The following is a 19768-nucleotide window of genomic DNA, read 5'->3' on the forward strand; positions in this document are numbered from 1 at the left end:
CTCCCGGCTGAAGCCCGGCGCCCACCCTCGGATCAAGTCCGAGGGCATGTCTCGCTTGAAACCGCGATTACGCCGCATTTTGCCATCGAAGCGACCGGGCACGGGCCACGAAACACCAAACTTGCATGCGATCTGTGGCGGGCGCGGTTCCCACAAATGATCCTTGCGGCGTCGATGTCCGCGGGGGCCGATGGAGCGCGCGATGAGTGAAATTGAGTTCGAGCGGGTGATGGAAGCAGTAAGGACGGCCATCGTGCTGCCGGTGGAGGACTCGATGGCGAGATCGCTGATGGCAGCCGAGCCGCCGAAAGCCACCAACGACAATGCCGGGCCGCCCTGGCCGATTATCCCGTTCCCCGAAGGCGCGTGCGTCTCGTGATGGTGCGGTCGGTTTTCGAAATCGTGAAGGCGCCGCTGGGCTGGTCGGTGTTTGCCGACAACGTCAAGATCGCCGGCGTCTATGATTCCAGGAGTGCTGCGCTGGAAGCTGCCGCATTGGCCGCATCCTTTGCCGTCAGCGACGGCGTCGCCGTGCAGATCAATGTGCCGGGCGAGGATGAAGCAAGGCCGAGATGGGCGACAACGATCCTGTCAAACCGGGAGCCGACGGCAGCGCCGTCGCCTTCGCAAGATGCGGACAGTAAATCGCCGGCTTGAGGGAGCAGCGTTGGACCGTCCGACTAGTCAAACGGCGATACCGCCGTGCTTCCGGTCCGCACCCGCTTGATGCGGCGCACCGACATCGGCTCGCCATCAGATTCGTACTTCAACTCGTATTTCTTGCCGTTCCTGTCGGTCGCGGTGCAGGACACCGAGGAAACCTCCATCGTCACGAAGTTTCCAACCTGCTTGCACATCCCGGCCGTCGATTCCACGGATGGCACCGGCAAGCCATCGGCCTTCGGCCTGTCCTTGGACTTCAGCATCATCCGGTCGATCGGCAGCTCGTACAGATTGGCTTCCGGCCTGCGGCCATTGTCGCCCGAGAACGTGATGATGTGGCTGTCGTCATTGGGATCATCGAGCGCCACCGTAAAATTGGCGCGGCCTTCCTCGGTCTGAAAGAACGCAACGGCCCTGCAGGCGAACGCGTGTCCCGCCACGTTCAGCATGCTGCACTTTCCGGGCATCATCGCGAAGATGATGGTATCCGGATCGTCGGCGGCAAACGACGGCGCCGCAAGGAGCGACGTCGCGACTGCGAAGGCCTGCCAGCACTGACGCATCATGATACCTGGCCGATGGGATAGGGCATGGGAAAGGCGCCGTGGAACATCGATCGAATCGCGGATGGGAACCGAGCATTAGCACTTAACGGCAAAATAGCGCCGGTTTTATGGTACGGCGGCCATGTCCGGGACCAGTCAAAAATCCAGCGGCGCGTTGTCGACCACCTCCTTCATGACAAAGAAGGTCCGGGTCTGGCGGACGCCTGGCAGCGCGATCAGTTGATCGCCGTGGATGCGGTTGAAATCTTCCATGTCGCCGACGCGGATTTTGAGAAAATAATCGAAATCGCCTGCCACCAAGTGGCAGTCGAGCACGAATTTCAGTTTCGCGATCGCCCGCTCGAAGGTCGCAAAGCTTTCCGGGGTGGAGCGGTCGAGCACGACGCCGACCATGACCAGCGCGCCCTTGCCGACCTTGCGCGGCGCCACCATCGCCCGGACCTCGGCGATGAAGCCCTCGTCGAACAGGCGTTGGGTGCGGCGGTGACAGGTCGCCGGGCTGACGCCGACCGTTTCGGCCAGCTCGGCATTGCTCAGCCGGCCGCTATTCTGCAGCAAACGCAATATCTTGAGGTCGATACGGTCGAGCGCGCCGGCCATGGAAGAATCTTTCGTGGTTCTCCGATATTGCGGAAGGAATACTAATATTTTCGGACCAACCCGCAGAATAGATAAAAGATTTCTAGAAACTTAGAGAGCACCTTTCCCTAGCTTGGTGATAGGGCATCTCCCCAGATCAGACCATCAACGGAGATGACGATGCTGGAGAAATTCGAACGCTATCCGCTGACCTTCGGACCGACCCATATCGAGAGACTGGAGCGCTTGACGCAGCATCTCGGCGGCAAGGTCGAGCTCTACGCCAAGCGGGAGGACTGCAATTCGGGGCTCGCCTTCGGCGGCAACAAGTTGCGCAAGCTCGAATACATCATCCCCGACGCGATCGCCTCCAATGCCGATACGCTGGTTTCGATCGGCGGCGTGCAATCCAATCACACCCGCATGGTTGCGGCCGTGGCAGCGAAGATCGGCATGAAGTGCCGTCTGGTGCAGGAGAGCTGGGTGCCGCATGAGGACGCCGTTTATGACCGCGTCGGCAATATCCTGCTCAGCCGGGTCATGGGCGCCGACGTGCGGCTGGTCGACGAAGGTTTCGACATCGGCATCCGGCAAAGCTGGGAGCAGGCGATCGCCGAGGTAAAGGCCGCGGGCGGCAAGCCCTATGCGATTCCGGCCGGCGCGTCCGTGCACAAGTTTGGTGGGCTCGGCTATGTCGGCTTCGCCGAGGAGGTTCGGGCGCAGGAGAAAGAACTCGGCTTCACCTTCGATTACATCGTGGTTTGCACGGTCACCGGTTCCACCCATGCCGGCATGCTGGTGGGATTTGCCAAGGACGGCCGCGCGCGCAAGGTGATCGGCATCGACGCGTCGTTCACCCCTGATCAGACCAAGGCCCAGGTGCTCGACATCGCCCGCAACACCGCCGCCCTCGTCGAACTCGGCCAGGAAATCGTCGCGGACGACGTGGTCCTGATCGAGGACTATGCCTATCCCGCCTACGGCGTTCCCTCAGAGGAGACCAAGGAAGCCATCCGGCTCAGCGCGCGGCTCGAAGGCATGATCACGGATCCGGTCTACGAGGGAAAATCCATGCAAGGCATGATTGACCTCGTCGACAAGGGCTATTTCCCTGCGGGATCGAAGGTGCTCTATGCGCATCTCGGCGGTGCGCCGGCGATCAACGGATACGCCTATACGTTCCGCAACGGATAGCGCTTACGCCTCTGCCGCCCGCACCAGCGCGATCAACTCTTCGCCGTAGTGCTCGAGCTTCTTGTCGCCGATCCCGGGGATGTTGCGAAGCTCGTTGAGCGTCGTCGGACGCGAAGCGGCGATGCCGTCGATGGTCGAATCGTGCAGCACGACATAAGCCGGCACGCCGCGCTTGCGCGCGATTTCCGAACGCCATGCCCTGAGGTCGGTCTGCAGGCCGGCATCATTGGACCGGCCTTCGCCGCTGGCACGCGGCGCCAGATCGCCGCGCCGCGATTTGCTCCGGCTGGCGCGGACGCGGGTCCCGGCCGGCGCCTCGCGCAGCATGACTTCGGTCTCGCCCTTCAGGACGGCGCGCGCGGTCTCCGTCAGCTTCAGCGCGCCAAAGGCTTCGCTGTCGGTCTGCAGATGACCCATCGCAACCAGTTGCCGGATCACCGAGCGCCATTGTTTTTCGTTGAGTTCGGCGCCGATGCCGAACACCGATAATTTGTCGTGACCGAATTGCGTGACCTTTTCGGTCAGGCGGCCGACCAGCACGTCGATCAAATGCATGGCGCCGAATCGCTGCCCGGTACGGTAGGCGCAGGACAACAGCTTCTGCGCGGCGACCTTGCCGTCGCGAAGTTGCGGCGGCGACAGGCAGTTATCGCAATTGCCGCAATTACCTGTTGTGACCGCCTCACCGAAATAGCCGAGCAGGCGGCTGCGCCGGCAGCCGGCGGTTTCGGCGAGCCCCACCAGCGCATCGAGCTTGCCGACCGACACGCGCTTGAACGCGTCGGATCCGGTGGATTCGTCGATCATGCGGCGCTGCTGCACGATATCGGACAGGCCATAGGCCATCCAGGCGCTGGACGGCTTGCCGTCGCGGCCCGCACGTCCCGTTTCCTGGTAATAGGCCTCGATGCTCTTCGGCAAATCGAGATGCGCCACGAAACGCACGTCGGGCTTGTCGATGCCCATGCCGAACGCGATGGTGGCAACCATCACGACGCCGTCCTCGTTGATGAAGCGATCCTGGTTACGGGCGCGCACACTTGCATCAAGACCGGCATGATAGGGCAAAGCGGGAATGCCGGCCTTGGTCAGCGCAGCCGCGGTATCCTCGACCTTGGCGCGCGACAGGCAATAGACGATGCCGGCGTCGCCGGCGTGGCGCTCGTCGATGAAGGCCTTGAGTTGGGTCGGCGCGTTCTGCTTCTCGACGATTTCATAGCGGATATTCGGACGGTCGAAGCTCGCGACAAAGCAGGGCGCATCGGCAAGCCCGAGCCGGTGGGCAATCTCCTTGCGGGTCAGGTCATCGGCGGTCGCGGTCAGCGCGATGCGCGGCACGTCGGGAAAGCGCTCGGCGAGCACGGACAGGCCGATATATTCCGGGCGGAAATCATGCCCCCATTGCGACACGCAATGCGCCTCGTCGATCGCGAACAGTGCGATCTTGGCGCGGCCGAGCAGGTTGAGGCAGCGTGGCGTCAGCAGCCGTTCCGGCGCCACGTAGAGCAAATCAAGATCTCCGGCGAGCAGGCGCCGCTCGACCTCATCGGCTTCCTCGTACGACAGCGTCGAGTTCAGTACCGCCGCCTTGACGCCGGCTTCCAGGAGGCCTGCGACCTGGTCGCGCATCAGCGCGATCAGCGGCGAGACCACGATGCCGCAGCCCTCGCGCAGCAGGGAAGGCAATTGATAACACAGCGACTTGCCGCCGCCGGTCGGCATCAGCACCAGGCAGTTGCCGCCGCCTGAGAGGTGGCGGACGATCTCTTCCTGCGCGCCGCGAAAGGCCGGCAGGCCGAACACGGCGTTCAGCACGGACAGCGCATCGGGGGCATTGTCGCGGGGACGGGCTGCGGGGGAAGGCATGGGGAATCAGGTCATCCGGCTGGAAATCCCTGATATCACTAACCGATCGTAAAATTCAGGAAAAGTTCTGTTCGCCGGGCTTTACGCGCCGTCCACGCGCGTGCGTTAGCCTGCGGCGCCCGCCGGCGTTCCGGGCCAATAACGAGGAAAGACCGCGCACATGAATGAAGCGCCCCTGTTCGACCCATCCGTCTTCCGCGGGCTTTGTTCCGAACTCGGAAATGAAGACGCTGCCGAGGTGTTGCAGGCATTCCTGGCCGATACGCCCTGCAAGATGGCCCTGATCATGTCGGCCACGACCGGTCGTCCGTCGATCAAGCGGGCAGCGCATTCGATCAAGAGTTCGGCGGCGACCTTCGGCTTTGTAAAATTGTCGGCGCTGGCGCGCGAGCTTGAATCCGGCATCGAGGGCATGAGCGCCCGGCGATTGGATGAATGCACGGGAGCCCTTCGCCAGTCATTCGAGCAAGCGGCGGAATTCGCCCGGACAAACTTGCTGCAACCGGCCTACTGATAGCTCGCGACGATATCGGACACCGCGCGTTCGAGCTGCTGCGCGGTGGCGCATTGGCGGACCACGGTGCAGAACGTCGAATAGCGCGGCATTTCAGAATCGCCCCAGCCCCAGGCCATGCGGCCTTCGGGATTGAGCCACACCAGCCGCTTCGAGCGTTCGGCGATGCGACGCAGGATGTCGGCGCGCGGAACGAGGTTGTTGGTGCGGGCATCGCCGAGCACGATCACCGTGGTCCGCGGCGTCAGCGAGTTCATGAATTCGTTCTCGAAATCGGCGAATGAATTGCCGTAGTCGGACGAGCCGAATCCCACCTTTGACATGATCTCGGCCATCGCCTCTTCGGGCGATTTCTTCTCCAGGATATCGCTGACCTCGATCAGGTGGCCCGAAAACGCGAACGAGCGGACGTCGTCGACGACCTCGTGCAGGCTGTGGATCAGGAGCAGGAAGAAATCCGAAACCTTCGCCACCGAACCCGAGACGTCGCAGATGGCGACGATCTTCGGCTTGTCGCGGTGCCGGCGCTTCCAGGCGGTGAGGAACGGCACGCCGCCCCATGCCGCGTTGCGCCGGATCGTGCGGCGGACGTCGAGATGGCCGCGGCGCTGGCGCTTGCGCGGCTTGCTGTAGCGTTCGCGCAGGCGGCGCGCGATCTGGCGGATCAGATGCCGCATCTGCTCGACCTGCCGCGGCTCGATCCGGGACAGCGGCGCGTTGCGCAGGATCTCGTTGCGGAGGTTCTCGGCTTCCTCGCGCCCGTACAGCATCAGCGCCTGCGCGACGGTTTCGCGAACGGTGCCGCGCAAACCTTCCAGCGCATCCGTCAACCGCTCCGCCAGTGCGGGGTTGGTCGCCTGCAGGTCATCGAGATCATCGCGGAGACGCTGGATGCCCATCCGATCGAGGATGCGGCCGGAGAAGATGCCGCGCTGGGTGAAGTAGCGGATGTCGGACAGCGAGGCGGCACTCGCCGCGTTGGCGATCGCCGCCGAAATCTCGTTGCGGTCCTGCGCCAGCAGCATCTGCGCCAATTGGCCCAGTCCTTCGGCCTGCTCGCCGCCACCGATGGCTTCGCTGGGTGAGCCGGCTGATGCGTTGGATCCTTCGGTATCCTGCTCGTCTGCCTCGCCGTCCTCGGGCGGGGCTTGCGGCTCCGGCTGATCGAAGAACAGGTCGAAGCAGTCGCCGAGCGCCTTCTTCTCGTCCTGGCTCTTGGCGAGCGTCAGCAGAAACGTATCGCGCAGGATCGCGCGATCGGCGATGCCGACCTTGGCGACCGCGCGCATCGCATCGATGCTTTCGGCCGGCGAGAGCCGGACACCCGCGCCCCGCGCCGCACGAAAGAAGCGATGCAGGTTCTCTCGCATTCGCCCGCTACCCGAAGACGTTCTGACGCGTGGCCTTGGCGATGAAGGTGGAGACCTGAGGCATCGTGGCCTCGATATCCGCCTCATATTTCAGCAGCACGTTCAGCGTGTCCTTGACGATCTCGTGGCCCAGCTCCGGCGCCTGCAGCAGCACCAGCACGCGCGCCCAGTCGATGGTCTCGCTCACCGACGGCAATTTCTTCAGGTCCAACGACCGGACTTCATGGATGAAGCCGACCATCTGCTTGCGCAGAGTCTGCGAAATGCCGGGCACGCGGCTTTCGACGATGCGCTCTTCCAGCCGCTGCTCGGGGAAGCCGATATGCAGATGCAGGCAGCGCCGCTTCAGCGCGTCGCCGAGATCGCGTTCGCTGTTGGAGGTCAGGATCACCGTCGGCGCCTTGACGGCAACGACTGTCCCGAGTTCCGGGATCGTGACCTGGAAATCGCTGAGGATTTCCAAGAGCAGCGATTCGAATTCGGCGTCGGACTTGTCGATTTCGTCGATCAGCAGCACGCAGCCGGCCGGCTGCTCCAGCGCCTGCAGCAGCGGCCGCGGCTCGACGAATTCCTTGGAGAAGAACACGTCGCCGAAATCATGCAACTGGTCCAGCGCGGCCTCGAGCGTCGGCGCGCCGCCGAGGACTTCGCCGAGCTTGTCCTTCAGGATCTGCGTGTACAGAAGCTGCTTGGCGTATTTCCACTCGTAGAGCGCCTTGGCTTCGTCGAGCCCTTCATAGCACTGCAGGCGGATCATCTTCAGGCCGCGCCACGCCGCGATCGCCTTCGCCAGCTCGGTTTTGCCGACGCCGGCGGGGCCTTCGACCAAGATGGGTTTTTCGATCTGCTGCGCCAGATAGACCGCGGTCGCGATCTGGCGGCTCGCAATATAGCCTTGCGCCGCAAGACCGCTTTCCACTGCCTCGATCGAGGCCGAAGGCCGATTGTCAGCCACGGGTTTCAACTCCGAATTCTCATGATTTCAGAGTGTTTTGCCTGCGTTCCCGGCAAAGGACAAGCACCGTTTCATCATGCCGAGGCCGCAAAATCTCGGGATTTTCCGTCTAGCGCAATGCGAGCCCGGTCGCCGCTTCCAGTTCCCCGATCGCCTGCGCCGCGTTGAGCACCTTGATCGTGGTCATGCCCATGTCGCGCGCCGGTTTCAGGTTGACGCCGAGGTCGTCGAGATAGACGCAATTTTTTGGGTTCACTTTCAGCGCCTCGACCATGATCTGGTAGATGCGCGGGTCGGGTTTTCTCAAGCCGAGTTTCGCGGATTCGATGACGTGGTCGAACAGCACCATGACTTCGGCGACATAGAGCGAGCGGCCGCTGTGGCTGCCGATGGCATTGGCCGGCAGATTGTTGGTGATGCAGCCGGTCTTGAACTTGGCCCTCACGCGCTTGAGCGCCTCGACCATTTCCGGCCGCAGATCGCCCGACAGCAGTGGCAGCACGTCCTTGCCGCGAACCTCGGCGCCGAGCGCCCGCGATTCCGTTGCGAACAGTTCGTCGAAAGCGTCGATATCAACCTCGGCGCGCTCGAATTTCGCCCAGGCATTCTCCAGATGGTTGGCGGCGTTGGTGCGCCGGATGATGTCGGCGGGAAGCCCGCGCTCAGTCTCGTATCGCGCAAATGCCTCGAACGGCGAGGTGGTCAGCACCCCGCCGAAATCCCAGATTACGGCCTCGATCATCATTCCCTGCCCAACTGAATAGATGTTGCAGAGCGGCTAACACGGAATGGCCGATGGAACCAGCCCGAACGGCAGCTTGGCGACCGGCGTGGCGCGGGCTATTGCTGCGGCCATGAAAATTTTGTCCCCCATGATCGCCGGCCTCGCGCTGCTGCTCTCGGTTCCTGCCCACGCCATCGTTGGTGGCGGCGTGCCGCAGACGGACGGCGTTGGCCGCTCGGTCGTCACCATCGTCGGCTCGCGCGGCAATTTCTGCACGGGCGCGCTGATCGCGCCAAAGCTGGTGCTGACCGTGGCGCATTGCGTGCAGCCCGGTGCCGACTACAAGATCGTCGAATACGGCGCGGACAGACAGCCTTCGTTGCAGGACGTCAAGACGGTAGCTGTTCATCCTGGCTTCAACATGCAGACGATGCTGGCGCATCGGGCTACGGCGGATGTCGCGTTGCTGCTGCTCGGCGCACCGGCCAAGGCGAAGGTGCCATCGGTACTCGGCATGCCCAACATTCCCATCGTCGTCGGCAGCCGCTTCACCATCGCCGGCATCGGCGTCACCGTGCGCGGCGACGGCAAGAGCGGCGGCGCCATCCGCGTCGCCGGCCTGGTCGCGACCGGCAAACCCGGAACGCTGCAGATCAGGCTGGTCGATCCCGTCAACCAGGGCTCACGCGACGGGCTCGGCGCCTGCACCGGTGATTCCGGCGCACCGGTGTTCGAGGATCAGCAAGGCGGCCCTGCGATCATCGGCGTCGTCAGTTGGTCGACCGGCCCAAACGGCTCGGCGGGCTGCGGCGGTCTCACCGGCGTCACGCCGCTGACGTTGTATCGCGACTGGATTTTGCAGACCGCGCGGCAGTGGGGCGCGGGGTTGTAAGTTCGCGGAAGCGTAGGGTGGGTTAGCGAAGCGTAACCCACCAACTTCGTGCGGCGCGGTTGGTCTGTGGTGGGTTACGGCTTCGCCTAACCCACCCTACGAGCTTAGTGCCCCGCCGCCTTGTTCGCGGCAGCATTGTTCAGCACGATCAGTCCATCAACCGCCACGCCGACCTTGCTGTTGATCAAAAACGGATTGACATCAATCGACGCGATGCGGTTGCCGGCATCCGCCATCAGATTGGACAGACCGACCAGCGCCTTCACCGCACTCGCCTCGTGCAGTGCCGGCTTGCCGCGATAGCCCTTCATTTTCACGCCAGCCTTGGTCTTTGCGATCAATTGCTTCGCCTCGGCCTCATCCAGCGGTGCGCCGGCCAGCGCCACGTCCTTCATCAATTCGATGTCGACGCCGCCGGTGCCGAACAATACCACCGGGCCCATCTCGGCATCGAGGGAAGCACCCACCACGAGCTCGAGGTCGGCCTTGACCTGCTGCGCAATCAGAATGCCTTCGAGCTTCGGCTTGCCCTTGAGCTTCCTCACCCGCGCAGTGATGTCGTTGAAGGCCTTCTTCACTTCGGCCGCGCTGTTGAGGTTCAGCACCACGCCGCCGATATCCGATTTATGCAGGATGTCGGCGCTGACGACTTTGGCCACCACCGGGAAGCCGATTTTCTTGGCGATCTTCACGGCTTCCGCCGCGGTCTGCGCGATCTCTTCCCTGGAGACCGGAATGCCATAGGCCTTGAGCAACTTCTTTGACGCCACCTCGTCGAGCGCCGCGGCGCCGTTGGCGCTCTTGAGCATCTTTTCCAGCACCGCGCGGGCGGACGCCTTCGAACTCGACTTGATATCAGGCACTTCCTTGCGCAACTGCGCATAGTCGATCAGCGACTTGATCGCGCCGACCGCGCGATCGAGACCCTGCATGACTGCAATGTTTGGCAGCGATTTGCGCAGGCCCTTGGTGAACTCGGTAAACCCGATCGACATCGCGCTGATGTAGACTACCGGCTTGGAGGCTCTGCCTGCCATATCATTGACGATACGCAGGTTACGTTCGCGCAGCTCGTGCGGCGCCTTCGGCAGTTCGGCGTCGATGATGACGATATCGGTATCGGGATCGTCGATCATGATCTGGATCGAACTCATGTAGACGGAGGGGTCGACGACCGCGGCGAAGCCGGCGTCGAGCGGATTGCCGACGATGCTGCCGGGGCCGAGCATTTTTGCCAATTGCGCGCTGGCGTTGGCACTGAGCGGCGCGAAATTCAGGCCGGCCGAATGGAAGGCGTCGATCAAGAGGCCGCGCTTGCCGCCGGACAGCGATACGGCGGCGAGGCGGTCGCGCTTCGGCGGCTCGGCATGCACGAAGCATTCGGTGGTCTCGATCAGCTCGTCGAGCCCGCGCACGCGGATCACGCCTTCGCGCGTCGAGATCGCGTCAAAGGTTTCGATCGAGCCGGCCAGCGCACCGGTGTGCGCCATCGCGGCGGCGCGGCCGCCTTCGGAGGCGCCGAGCTTGAGCGCGATCACGGGCTTGCCCGCCTTGCGCGCGGCCTTGCAGGCGTCACGGAACACCTTGGTGTTTCGCACGCCTTCGAGATAGACGACGATCACTCGGATCGAGGGATCGGCGGCGAAATAGGCCATCAGATCCGGTGTCTCGAGGCCTGTCTCGTTGCCGGTCGTCACCATATAGCCTACGCCGACGCCGCGATCTTCCAGTGCCTGGCGGATCGCCATCACGATCGCGCCGGATTGCCCGGCAATCGCCACGGGGCCTGCTTCCATCGTGACGATGCGGTCATCGATATTGGTGAAGAGTTTCTCGCCCGCGCTCAGATTGCCGAGACAGTTCGGGCCGGTGACGGCTAGGCCGGTTTCCTTGACGGCCTGCTTCAGTTCCTCCGCCAGCCGCTGGCTTTCCGCGTCCTGCAACTCGCTGAAGCCCGAGGTGACGATGGTGGCGGAGCGCGCGCCGGCCGCCGCCGCATCGCGGATCACCTGCACGGCGAAACGGGCTGGCACCAGCACCACGACATGGTCGGGCTTTTTGGGCAGGCTGGCGAAATCCTTGTAGCAGGGCACGCCCCAGATCGTTTCGCGCTTGGCGTTGACCGGGAACAGCCCGCCTTCGAACTGGTACTTGATCAGGTTGTTCCAGATGCGCTCGGCATAGTTGCCGGGCTTGTCGGTGGCGCCGACCAGGACAATATTACGCGGGTGCAGCATCGCATGGATGCTTTTGACGATGTCGCTGGCGTCAGGCGAGGGCGACCATTGTTCGGCTTGGTGCGATACGGTACGTGCCTGAGCTTCCATGGACTTCCCTTACCCGTTGTTCCTTTGGCCGGGGCGATCGAGGTGATCGCCGCGCCATGATTTTCATTTGTTGATGCCTTTTTATTGAGACTTGGCTGACGTGGCAACACGCGTTGGACGGGCAGCTCCATTCGCCCTGCGCACGATATTTCGGCTTGCGGAGAATTCAGGAGCCGGGTTCGATCATGGTAGCATGCAGCAGATAGCGGTCGGGGCCCGGCGTCAACGCGTCGAACGGCCAGCACGTTGACAACACCAGTTCATGCCCGCCTGCGAGAGGATCGATGCCGGAAGCGTCAAAACGCGCGACGGAAGTGGCATCTGCCCGATAGCGGAACGTCCGGCCGTCATTTCTGACGATATCGATCTCGTCGCCGATGGCGACGTTCTTCAGGAAGGCGAAATGCGTATCGCGGTGCGCGGAATAGACGGCGACGCCGCGCTCGCCGGCGTTCGGCGTCAGTTCGACATGGCCGGGGCCGAAGGCGAGTGCCTGGCCGCTGCTCCCGGACAGCACGATAGCGCGCGCATGAATTCGCTTCACCTCGATCCGCGCCACCGGCCAGGTATCCGCCCACGACCACGGCTTTGTTGGATGTCCGGTGGCGATGGTGGTGTCGAAGGCGCGCTCCAGTAAGACCTGGGCAAGCAGCGCCTTGGCGTGGATATAGGCGCCTTGGCCGAACAGGATGAGGCCGGCGAGGGCGAGGAGGAGAGGGAGGATGCGGGGCATGTCGTTGGCCCTTTCGTCATTGCTTCGCTTCGCTTGCCATGACGATGGTGGTGAATCTCACGCGCGCGGCCTTGGGGGGGGGGCGGACAGGCCGCGCGCGCTTTTCAGGAAGCGGTTGGGGCGCCGCCTCCATCTCGTGACGTCAGCGCATGAACAGTTGACGCCGGTTGTAGACGAACAGCATCAGGCTGAGCATCAAGAGGATCGCGCCCGCGATCAGCTTCAGCTCCGCATCCGTTGCCGTCTTTGGCAGCATGACGGTGGCGGGGGATTGCACGACCGGAGTCTGGGCGCGCTTCAGCGTCGCGACCTGAACCTTGGCGTCGCCCGTGTCGGCACGTCGCTCCGTCGGCGCGGCCGGAAGCTGCGGGCGTTCGCCGAACACTTTTGCGAAATCCCAGCCGGCAGGCAGGTTGATCGGCAGTTCCGATACCCTGAGCGGTTCGCCTTCCGGACGGCTCGGGGTCTTGTCGACCGCGACCAGGCTGGTCAGACGTGTCACCAGTTGGTGCTCCAATGCCAGCGCGAGGATGGCCTTGTCGGCGTCTTCGGGTTTTACCTGCTGCGTGGTGCGTGCCACTTCGGCATCCGCTATCTTGCGGCGGGCCCATAGCTTGGACAGGCCCTTGCCTTCGGCGGCATTCGCCAGCGGCAGCGTCACGACCCAGGGACGGTCGCCGATGCGGCCCTTGATCTCGACCGAGCCCGCGAGCTTGTCGAGCTTCGCCGCCAGCACCAGCGGCTCGTCGCGATAGACGTCGGGGATCGCTGTCGGTGTGATGTCGGCGGCGCTATCGGAAAATTTCGCGGTGAGATTGGTCACCGCGGGATTTTCCAGTTTGGCGAACAGCCCGCGCATCCGCTCCTCGACCTGCTCGACCGAGCCGATATGGGTGAAGGTGCCGCGGCCGAGTTCGGCAGCGCGCGTCATCAGATAGGTGTTCGGCGCCGAACCGATGCCGACCATGAAGATACGCGAGCGGCCGCGCAGCGCGCTGATGATTTCGAACAGTTGCTGCTCGTTGCCGATGGCGCCGTCGGTCAGGAACACGACCTGACGGACATAGTTGGCGTCACCGCTATTGTCGGACAGCGCCGCGCGCATCGCAGGCACCATCTCGGTGCCGCCATTGGCCTGCAGCGCGCCGACGAATGAGGTGGCCTGGCCGAGATGAACAGCGTCGGCCGGCACCGGCGCCGGGAACAGCACGTCCATGGTGTGATCGAAGCGGATCACGTTGAAGCGGTCGCCGGGCTGCAGGCGGCCGAGCGCGTAGATCAAACTGGCCTTGGCCTGGATGATCGAGACGCCGCCCATCGAGCCGGAATTGTCGATCACGAAGATCACCTCGCGCGGCAGCGGCTTTTGCTGGGCCTGATCGACCGAGGGCGGCGTGACGAAGGCGAGCAGATAATCGGCGTTGCCGACATGTTCGCGGAACAGGCCGACCGACGGCGCTTTTTCGGCCGCGGGCTTCCAGCTCAGTTCGAAATCGCGATCTGCCGGCACCGGGCCTTCGGCGAGGCGGATGATGCTGGTGTTGGCGTCGGCTTTTTCAGTCTTGATTGGATGGAAATGGCTCTTGACCTCGCCGAGCGGAAAGCCGGCCTGCAGGTGAACGGTGATGGTCGTCGGGTTGACGGGCGCGTTGGTCGCGGGGTCGAGCACTTCAGGTGAAATGCGGTCGCGGTCCGGAACGGAATCGGATTTCACCGCGCCCCAGCCGCCGCCGTCGGCCTTGAAGTCGACGCTCTGCACCACGGGTGCGGGATTGTAGCGCGGAGCGACCACCATCGGCACCCGCAGCGAGAATTCGTTGCCGGATTGCTGGACTGGTTCCTGATATTCGATCTGCACCAGCACGGTCTCGCCGGGGCCGATATTGGCGACGGAGTTGGTGAAGATGTTCGGCCGCTCCTGTTCGGTCAGCGCCGCCTTCTGGCCGTTCTGCTTGGCCTGTTCGTAAATCGCCTTGGCCTGCTGCCGCTCCTTGATGTCGCCGACCACGACGCGGTCGCCGATCACCATCTTCAGCGTATCGACCGCGCCACCCGACGGCAGCGGATAGACGTAAACCGCCTCGACCCAGTTTTGCGTCGGGTTGCGAAAGATCTGCGTGACGCGGGCGCGAACCGTCGGCCCCGATACGGTGAGATCGACGTCGATGCCGAGCCGCGCCGCATCGTTGTAACCTTCGTCGGTCTTCAGCAGCAGCGAGCCGGAGCGGGCGTCTCCAGGCTTGATGAACGCGGCGGGCTGGGGTGCGGACCACACCGGCTCGAAGCTCAAAAATAATGCCGCGAATCCGACCAGGATCACGGCAAGTCCCTGCATCACCATGAACAGCACCAGCCTGACCAGTCCGGCCAGACCGGTGCGACTGTCGGTTTCAATCTCATCGCATGTCGTCATGTCACTCGCTCCCAAATGGCGGTTTCGCCGCTTGGAAACGTGCGGAATGCCGCGCTTTGGCGCGAGCGGAATGATCGGCCTTGTTCAGCCGTGGGCCAGCGCGGCGCGCCTCGGACGCGGCCGGTTTGTGCGGGTTTGTGATGGATTGTGCGTCTGGTACACTGGCGCCAACCGAACAGGGGTGACGATGCCGACGCCGGACAAGCAGCTTTCCGCCGAGCAAAGCCGGCAGATTGCCGACACCATTCGTGAGGAGATCGCCCGCCGCCGCATCTCGCGGCAGTCGCTGGCAGAGCTGGCGAAACTGAGCCTGTCGACGCTCGAGAAAGTGCTGGGCGGACGCCGTCCGTTCACGCTCGCGACCACGGTTCGGCTCGAACAGGCGCTCGGCGTCTCCCTGCGCACGACGGCGGAGGCGCCGGCACCGGCTCTCCCCGTCAACGGCGACGTCGCGGCGGATGGGCTCGGCGCCTATTCGCGTCGTGCGGTGGCCTGGATCGAAGGAACCTACATCACGATACGTCCGTCGTTCGGCGACAAGGACGCGATCTTCGCCTACCTCACCGAAATCAGCTGGGACGCCGCCGCATCATGTCTGGTGTTTCACGAGAGCGAGCGGCAGGATGCGGCTTACACGCAGTATGGCGAGGTGGCGGTGCCGAACCAGTCCGGCCACATCTATCTCGTTACCAACCGGCACGGCCAGCACCGCCTGATCACGGTGGCGCGGCTGCCGATCTCCGGCGAGATGTTCGGGATCATCACGACATTGCTGGCGGGACGCGGCTCGCTGCTGACGCCGATCGCGGCCCCGATTGCGTATTTGCCGGTCAAGATGATCCAAAACCCGGCATTTGGGCGGATTTCGCCCGAAAATGCCAATTATTCGGCCTATCGCACCCATTTGCGGCGGACGCTCGACGAGCCGTTTGCGATGTTTTTGCCGGGTTAGTGCCTCGAGCCTTGCTTTTCCGCTGAAATAGGCTATATCACCGCCATTCGAATTACCGCTCTGCCTTGTTGACCGCGCCGAAACCGGCTCCATTCCCCAAGTCATCGTTGAAGTCGGATAAGCCCGCACGGAGGTCGTGCGGGCCAAAAGCGCTTAGCGCATCTTGGAGATAGTGACATGGCTACCGGAACAGTTAAGTGGTTCAACGCAACCAAGGGCTTCGGATTCATCCAGCCCGACGATGGCGGAACCGACGTTTTCGTCCACATCAGCGCCGTTGAGCGTGCTGGTCTGAGCTCGCTCAATGAAGGCCAAAAGCTTTCATATGAAGCGAAGGTCGACAGCAAGCGCGGCAAGACCAGCGCGGAAAACCTCCGCGTCTAGTCTTAAGTTTTCGAAGCATTTCTTGCGTGAGACGGTACCCGCTTTCACGCGAAACGCTTTGGTGATCGCTAACGGAGACCCACGGATGTACTGGGATCCTTCGATCGGCTTCTGAATAGAAAAGCCCGCTGGCGATATGCCGGCGGGCTTTTTGCTTTTCGACACTTGTGTGAGCATGATCTTTTCGGAACCGGTGCCCACTTTTCCGGATCATGCTCTAGCCACCCGTCTCGGCGCTGATGATATCGCCGAACAGATCCCACTGGCCGCCCTTGAACCGCATGATCTTGAGCTGTTCGATCGGGGCGAAGTCGGTGGCCGAGGTGTTGACCTTGATGCCGGGGATCAGCGTATCCGGTGCAAAATCCTTCAGGCTGGCGGCCTGCTTCATCACGTTCTCCCGGGTCAGGTTGTCGCCCGACTGCTTCAATACCTGCACCATGGTCTGCGCCGCGGCGTAGCCATAGACCAGGTTGGAATCGGAGATGTTGGCGCCCGGCATGTACGTGTCGATGAAGGCCATGAACTTCTTCATGCCCTCGTCGTCCTTCCACTGCGGATCGGACGCATCCTTCAGATAGCTGGCCGACAGTACGCCTTCGGAAGCTTCAAGCCCGGCGGGCTTCATGACCGCGCCGATCGAGATCGACACGTCGGTCATCAGGTGCATCGGCTTCCATTCCAGCTCCGCCATCTTCTTGATCGCCTGTGCGGCGAACTTCGGTGTGGCGATGTTGACGAAGACGTCGGCGCCGGTGCCTTTCAGCTTGACGATGTGGGAGTCGATCGAGGGCTCGGTGGTCTCGTAGCTTTCCTCGGCGACGATGATGCTGGAAGCCTTGTCGCCGAACACGTCCTTCAATCCCGCGACATAGTCCTTGCCGAAATCGTCATTGGCATAGAACACAGCGACCTTGCCGTCGGGCTTGTTCTTCAGGATGTACTTCGCGAAGATCCGCGCCTCGACGCGGTAGCTCGGCTGGAAGCCCATGGTCCAGGGAAAGTCCTTCGGGTCGTTCCACTTGCTGGCGCCGGTGGCGAGGAACAGCTGCGGGACCTTCTTGGAATTGTGATATTTCTGGACCGCGGTCTGGGTCGGCGTACCCAGCGCGTTGAACACCAGGAACACTTCGTCGCTCTCGATCAATTTTCGGATCTGCTCCACCGTCTTTGGCGGGCTGTAGCCGTCGTCATAGGAGATCCAGTTGATCTTGCGGCCGTTGATGCCGCCCTGATCGTTGATCATCTTGAAATAGGCTTCCTCGGTCTTGCCGATGACGCCGTAGGCGGAAGCCGGGCCGCTATAGGCCTCGACATTGCCGATCTTGATTTCGGTGTCGGAGGCGCCGGTGTCGTATTTCTTCTGCGCCAGTGCGCCCTGCGTTGACAGCAGCGACAGCACGGCTGCTGCGGTGAGCAAAGAAAGTTTCTTGTTCTTCATAAAGTTTTCTTCCCTGGTTTCTTGTGTTGAGAGGCATTAACGAAAACGCGGCGGTACTCATTTAATTGGCAGTTACGAGGCGATCGCCTTCGCCGTATCGGTGGCTTTGGACACGCCGAATTTACTTCGCAGCGTCGGCTTGTGGATCTTCCCGGTCGCGTTGCGCGGCAGGGCATCGACAAACTCGATCAGGCGCGGGCATTTGAACCGCGCCAGATTGGCGGCACAATGCGCATGAATCTCCTCGGCGGCAAGGGTATGGCCGGGCCTCACCGCCACGATCGCCATGCCGACCTCGCCCCACTGCTCGTTCGGGATGCCGATGACGGCGGCTTCGGCAACTGCCGCAATTTGATGCAGCACGCTTTCGACCTCGGCCGGATAGACGTTCTCGCCGCCCGAAATGTACATGTCCTTCCAGCGGTCGACGATGGTGTAGAAGCCCTCCGCGTCGACCCGCGTGGCGTCGCCGGTGTGCAGCCAGCCGTCGGTGAACGAAGACGCGTTGGCGTCGGGCCGGTTCCAGTAGCCGGGCGTGACGTTGGGGCCGCGGACCCAGAGTTCGCCGAGTTCGTCGACACCGGCGTCCGATCCGTCGGGGCGAACGATCCGTACTTCGGTGTGCATCACCGGCTTGCCCGACGAGCCGGCCTTGCGCACAGCGTCCTCCCTGTCGAGCGTCAGCACCGCCGGGCTGGTCTCGGTCATGCCATAACCTTGTTGGAGCGCGACGCCGCGCGCTTCCCACACCTTCAGCAGCGGCACCGGCATCGGCGCGCCGCCGACGCCGCCGATCACGAGCCTGGAGAAGTCAGCGGTCGCGAACGCCGGATGCTGTGCCATGAACTGGTAGATCGCGGGGACGCCGAAGAACTGATTGATGCCGACTGACACATCGCTGATCAGTTGCAGCGCCAGGCCTGGATCGAACGTGCGCATGATCAGCACGGTGCCGCCGGCATGCAGCACCGGATTGGTGTAGCAATTCAGTCCACCGGTGTGGAACAGCGGCAGCACGGTGAGCAGCACCGTCGACGGCGAGATGTAGGCGGGGCCGCCGAGGTTGACGCAATTCCAGAACGTCATGCCGTGGGTGATGATCGCGCCCTTGGGCTGGCCTGTCGTGCCCGAGGTGTACATGATGGTCGAGATGTCATCGAGCGTGACGACCTCGGGCGCATCGAGCGGCGTTGCCGTTGCGATCCCGGCTTCATAGGAGCCGCCGGGGCCGTAGTGCAGCGCGGAGGCGACGTTGCAGAGCTTGGCGACGGTGAGTGCCGTCTCCGCAAGATCGCTATCGTGGATCATCACCGTGGGCGAGGCATCGCCGACGATGAATTGCAATTCCGGAACGGTGAGCCGGTTGTTCAGCGGCAGGAACACGGCGCCGATCCGGAAACAGGCGAACTGCACCTCCAGCGTATCGGTCGAATTCAGCGCCAGCACCGCGACCCGGTCACCGCGTTTGACGCCGAGTTGGTCGCGCAGGTGAGAAGCAAGCCGCGCGATGCGGCGGTCGAACTCCGCATAGGAAATACGGCGCCCGCTCGCGAGGTCGACGACAGCGATCTTGTCCGGCGTGCGGCGGCCGAAATGGGCGATCCAGTCGTAGTAGCGAACGGACAAGATTTCCTCCCTGATTTCAGCGGTCTGACGCCGCCCGAGCCTTGGCTGATCCTATCCCAACCTGCCGGATGGAGCGGCCGAATTTGAAACCTGTCTTGCGTTGAGTGGTCGCGGAAGGACGCGGAGTGGCGGCAGCTTCCGTCATTGCGAGCGGAGCGAAGCAATCCAGTCTTTCTTTTTGCGGCCCGATGGATTGCCGCGTCGCTTCGCTCCTCGCAATGACGAAGGAGAGCGCGAAACGCTCCACTCTCGTCATCCCCCGCGCATGCGCGGGATCCAGTACGCCGCGCCTTATCGTTCCAATCACTGGCGCCTCTGGAATACTGGATCGCCCGCCTTCGCGGGCGATGACAGCGGAAATCGTTCTCGCGGCATGACCTGCCCGAAGCTTTGCTAGAAAACCTCACCCTCCCAATCAGAGGGCGCAGGGAAGACCGGGTGCGCGCCGCACCCGCGGTCTCATGTGCGATATGCGCTAGTATAGGCTGCACATGAGCATACAGGTTTGGCGGAAGCCTCCGGCCTTCCCTGCGCAATGGCTTTACGGCTTATACGAGTTCGCCCTGGTG

18 protein-coding genes are annotated in these 19768 nt (G+C 63.0%); 7 read left to right on the plus strand and 11 right to left on the minus strand.

Going from position 1 to position 19768, the window contains the following annotated elements; all coding sequences use genetic code 11:
* The first annotated feature begins 202 nt into the window (after positions 1–202).
* Together BLS26_RS36315 and BLS26_RS19365 are read left to right on the plus strand one after the other, a co-directional pair.
* Entirely contained in the window at positions 203–379 is a 177-nt protein-coding gene (locus BLS26_RS36315) for a hypothetical protein (RefSeq protein WP_172804634.1), read from the plus strand.
* Complete coding sequence (locus BLS26_RS19365) at positions 379–657, plus strand: hypothetical protein (protein ID WP_092513736.1); 279 nt, start codon at positions 379–381, stop codon at positions 655–657. The genes BLS26_RS36315 and BLS26_RS19365 overlap by 1 nt, the downstream gene beginning before the upstream one ends.
* 23 nt (positions 658–680) lie before the next feature.
* Here BLS26_RS19365 and BLS26_RS19370 read toward each other — a convergent pair whose 3' ends face one another.
* On the minus strand, positions 681–1229 hold the full coding sequence (locus tag BLS26_RS19370; protein WP_244541627.1) for a hypothetical protein: 549 nt from the start codon (positions 1227–1229) through the stop codon (positions 681–683).
* Positions 1230–1364: 135 nt separating this feature from the next.
* Positions 1365–1829, minus strand: a complete 465-nt coding sequence (locus BLS26_RS19375; protein ID WP_092513738.1) for an Lrp/AsnC family transcriptional regulator — start codon at positions 1827–1829, stop codon at positions 1365–1367.
* A 159-nt stretch (positions 1830–1988) separates the two neighbouring features.
* On the opposite strand from BLS26_RS19375, the gene BLS26_RS19380 reads away from it, so the two are divergent.
* Positions 1989–3002, plus strand: coding sequence for a 1-aminocyclopropane-1-carboxylate deaminase (locus tag BLS26_RS19380; RefSeq protein ID WP_092518270.1), 1014 nt, complete (start codon positions 1989–1991; stop codon positions 3000–3002).
* A gap of 3 nt (positions 3003–3005) precedes the next feature.
* On the opposite strand, the gene recQ is transcribed toward BLS26_RS19380, so the two are convergent.
* Positions 3006–4868: a DNA helicase RecQ gene (recQ, locus tag BLS26_RS19385; protein WP_092513740.1), complete on the minus strand. Its 1863-nt coding sequence runs from the start codon at positions 4866–4868 to the stop codon at positions 3006–3008.
* A 160-nt stretch (positions 4869–5028) separates the two neighbouring features.
* Here recQ and BLS26_RS19390 point away from each other — a divergent pair, with 160 nt between their 5' ends.
* Positions 5029–5382 (plus strand): Hpt domain-containing protein, encoded by a 354-nt coding sequence (locus BLS26_RS19390; protein WP_092513742.1) that lies wholly within the window; start codon positions 5029–5031, stop codon positions 5380–5382.
* Here BLS26_RS19390 and BLS26_RS19395 read toward each other — a convergent pair.
* From BLS26_RS19395 to BLS26_RS19405, 3 genes are all read right to left on the minus strand, one after another.
* On the minus strand, positions 5376–6752 hold the full coding sequence (locus BLS26_RS19395) for a VWA domain-containing protein (protein ID WP_092513744.1): 1377 nt from the start codon (positions 6750–6752) through the stop codon (positions 5376–5378). The two genes, BLS26_RS19390 and BLS26_RS19395, sit on opposite strands and share 7 nt — an antisense overlap.
* A gap of 7 nt (positions 6753–6759) precedes the next feature.
* On the minus strand, positions 6760–7707 hold the full coding sequence (locus tag BLS26_RS19400; RefSeq protein ID WP_092518271.1) for a MoxR family ATPase: 948 nt from the start codon (positions 7705–7707) through the stop codon (positions 6760–6762).
* Between the two features lie 109 nt (positions 7708–7816).
* Positions 7817–8452, minus strand: coding sequence for an HAD-IA family hydrolase (locus BLS26_RS19405; protein ID WP_092513746.1), 636 nt, complete (start codon positions 8450–8452; stop codon positions 7817–7819).
* A 109-nt stretch (positions 8453–8561) separates the two neighbouring features.
* Here BLS26_RS19405 and BLS26_RS19410 point away from each other — a divergent pair, with 109 nt between their 5' ends.
* Positions 8562–9323, plus strand: a complete 762-nt coding sequence (locus BLS26_RS19410; RefSeq protein ID WP_092518272.1) for a trypsin-like serine protease — start codon at positions 8562–8564, stop codon at positions 9321–9323.
* Positions 9324–9427: 104 nt separating this feature from the next.
* Here the strand turns inward: BLS26_RS19410 and BLS26_RS19415 are convergent, their stop codons facing one another.
* The 3 genes from BLS26_RS19415 to BLS26_RS19425 form a co-directional block, all read right to left on the minus strand.
* Positions 9428–11650 (minus strand): acetate--CoA ligase family protein, encoded by a 2223-nt coding sequence (locus tag BLS26_RS19415; RefSeq protein ID WP_092513748.1) that lies wholly within the window; start codon positions 11648–11650, stop codon positions 9428–9430.
* A gap of 166 nt (positions 11651–11816) precedes the next feature.
* Positions 11817–12383 carry a class GN sortase gene (locus tag BLS26_RS19420; RefSeq protein ID WP_092513750.1) on the minus strand — a complete coding sequence of 189 codons (567 nt, stop codon included), beginning with the start codon at positions 12381–12383 and terminating at the stop codon, positions 11817–11819.
* A 142-nt stretch (positions 12384–12525) separates the two neighbouring features.
* Positions 12526–14796 carry a marine proteobacterial sortase target protein gene (locus BLS26_RS19425; protein WP_092513752.1) on the minus strand — a complete coding sequence of 757 codons (2271 nt, stop codon included), beginning with the start codon at positions 14794–14796 and terminating at the stop codon, positions 12526–12528.
* Between the two features lie 187 nt (positions 14797–14983).
* Between BLS26_RS19425 and BLS26_RS19430 the strand changes: the two genes are divergently transcribed.
* Together BLS26_RS19430 and BLS26_RS19435 are read left to right on the plus strand one after the other, a co-directional pair.
* The gene (locus tag BLS26_RS19430) at positions 14984–15748 is read left to right on the plus strand and encodes a helix-turn-helix transcriptional regulator (protein WP_092513754.1); all 765 of its coding nucleotides are present in this window, start codon (positions 14984–14986) and stop codon (positions 15746–15748) included.
* Positions 15749–15925: 177 nt separating this feature from the next.
* The gene (locus BLS26_RS19435) at positions 15926–16132 is read left to right on the plus strand and encodes a cold-shock protein (protein WP_092513756.1); all 207 of its coding nucleotides are present in this window, start codon (positions 15926–15928) and stop codon (positions 16130–16132) included.
* Positions 16133–16349: 217 nt separating this feature from the next.
* Here the strand turns inward: BLS26_RS19435 and BLS26_RS19440 are convergent, their stop codons facing one another.
* Both BLS26_RS19440 and BLS26_RS19445 read right to left on the minus strand, forming a co-directional pair.
* On the minus strand, positions 16350–17573 hold the full coding sequence (locus BLS26_RS19440) for an ABC transporter substrate-binding protein (RefSeq protein WP_092513758.1): 1224 nt from the start codon (positions 17571–17573) through the stop codon (positions 16350–16352).
* A 72-nt stretch (positions 17574–17645) separates the two neighbouring features.
* A complete protein-coding gene (locus BLS26_RS19445; RefSeq protein WP_092513760.1) occupies positions 17646–19199 on the minus strand; it encodes a long-chain fatty acid--CoA ligase in 1554 nt (517 codons plus the stop codon).
* Positions 19200–19768 lie beyond the last annotated feature (569 nt).

The sequence above is a fragment of the Afipia sp. GAS231 genome (genome assembly GCF_900103365.1).
In the GTDB taxonomy this organism is placed as follows: Bacteria; Pseudomonadota; Alphaproteobacteria; order Rhizobiales; family Xanthobacteraceae; genus Bradyrhizobium.

Excerpts from the sequence above, each read along its gene's own strand:
- BLS26_RS19365 (WP_092513736.1), top strand. The coding sequence starts at position 379 with ATGGTGCGGTCGGTTTTCGAAATCGTGAAGGCGCCGCTGGGCTGGTCG.
- BLS26_RS36315 (WP_172804634.1), top strand. The coding sequence starts at position 203 with ATGAGTGAAATTGAGTTCGAGCGGGTGATGGAAGCAGTAAGGACGGCC.
- BLS26_RS19425 (WP_092513752.1), bottom strand. The coding sequence starts at position 14,796 with ATGACGACATGCGATGAGATTGAAACCGACAGTCGCACCGGTCTGGCC.
- BLS26_RS19395 (WP_092513744.1), bottom strand. The coding sequence starts at position 6,752 with ATGCGAGAGAACCTGCATCGCTTCTTTCGTGCGGCGCGGGGCGCGGGT.
- BLS26_RS19405 (WP_092513746.1), bottom strand. The coding sequence starts at position 8,452 with ATGATGATCGAGGCCGTAATCTGGGATTTCGGCGGGGTGCTGACCACC.
- BLS26_RS19440 (WP_092513758.1), bottom strand. The coding sequence starts at position 17,573 with ATGAAGAACAAGAAACTTTCTTTGCTCACCGCAGCAGCCGTGCTGTCG.
- BLS26_RS19370 (WP_244541627.1), bottom strand. The coding sequence starts at position 1,229 with ATGATGCGTCAGTGCTGGCAGGCCTTCGCAGTCGCGACGTCGCTCCTT.
- BLS26_RS19410 (WP_092518272.1), top strand. The coding sequence starts at position 8,562 with ATGAAAATTTTGTCCCCCATGATCGCCGGCCTCGCGCTGCTGCTCTCG.
- recQ (WP_092513740.1), bottom strand. The coding sequence starts at position 4,868 with ATGCCTTCCCCCGCAGCCCGTCCCCGCGACAATGCCCCCGATGCGCTG.
- BLS26_RS19415 (WP_092513748.1), bottom strand. The coding sequence starts at position 11,650 with ATGGAAGCTCAGGCACGTACCGTATCGCACCAAGCCGAACAATGGTCG.
- BLS26_RS19435 (WP_092513756.1), top strand. The coding sequence starts at position 15,926 with ATGGCTACCGGAACAGTTAAGTGGTTCAACGCAACCAAGGGCTTCGGA.
- BLS26_RS19375 (WP_092513738.1), bottom strand. The coding sequence starts at position 1,829 with ATGGCCGGCGCGCTCGACCGTATCGACCTCAAGATATTGCGTTTGCTG.
- BLS26_RS19430 (WP_092513754.1), top strand. The coding sequence starts at position 14,984 with ATGCCGACGCCGGACAAGCAGCTTTCCGCCGAGCAAAGCCGGCAGATT.
- BLS26_RS19390 (WP_092513742.1), top strand. The coding sequence starts at position 5,029 with ATGAATGAAGCGCCCCTGTTCGACCCATCCGTCTTCCGCGGGCTTTGT.
- BLS26_RS19420 (WP_092513750.1), bottom strand. The coding sequence starts at position 12,383 with ATGCCCCGCATCCTCCCTCTCCTCCTCGCCCTCGCCGGCCTCATCCTG.
- BLS26_RS19380 (WP_092518270.1), top strand. The coding sequence starts at position 1,989 with ATGCTGGAGAAATTCGAACGCTATCCGCTGACCTTCGGACCGACCCAT.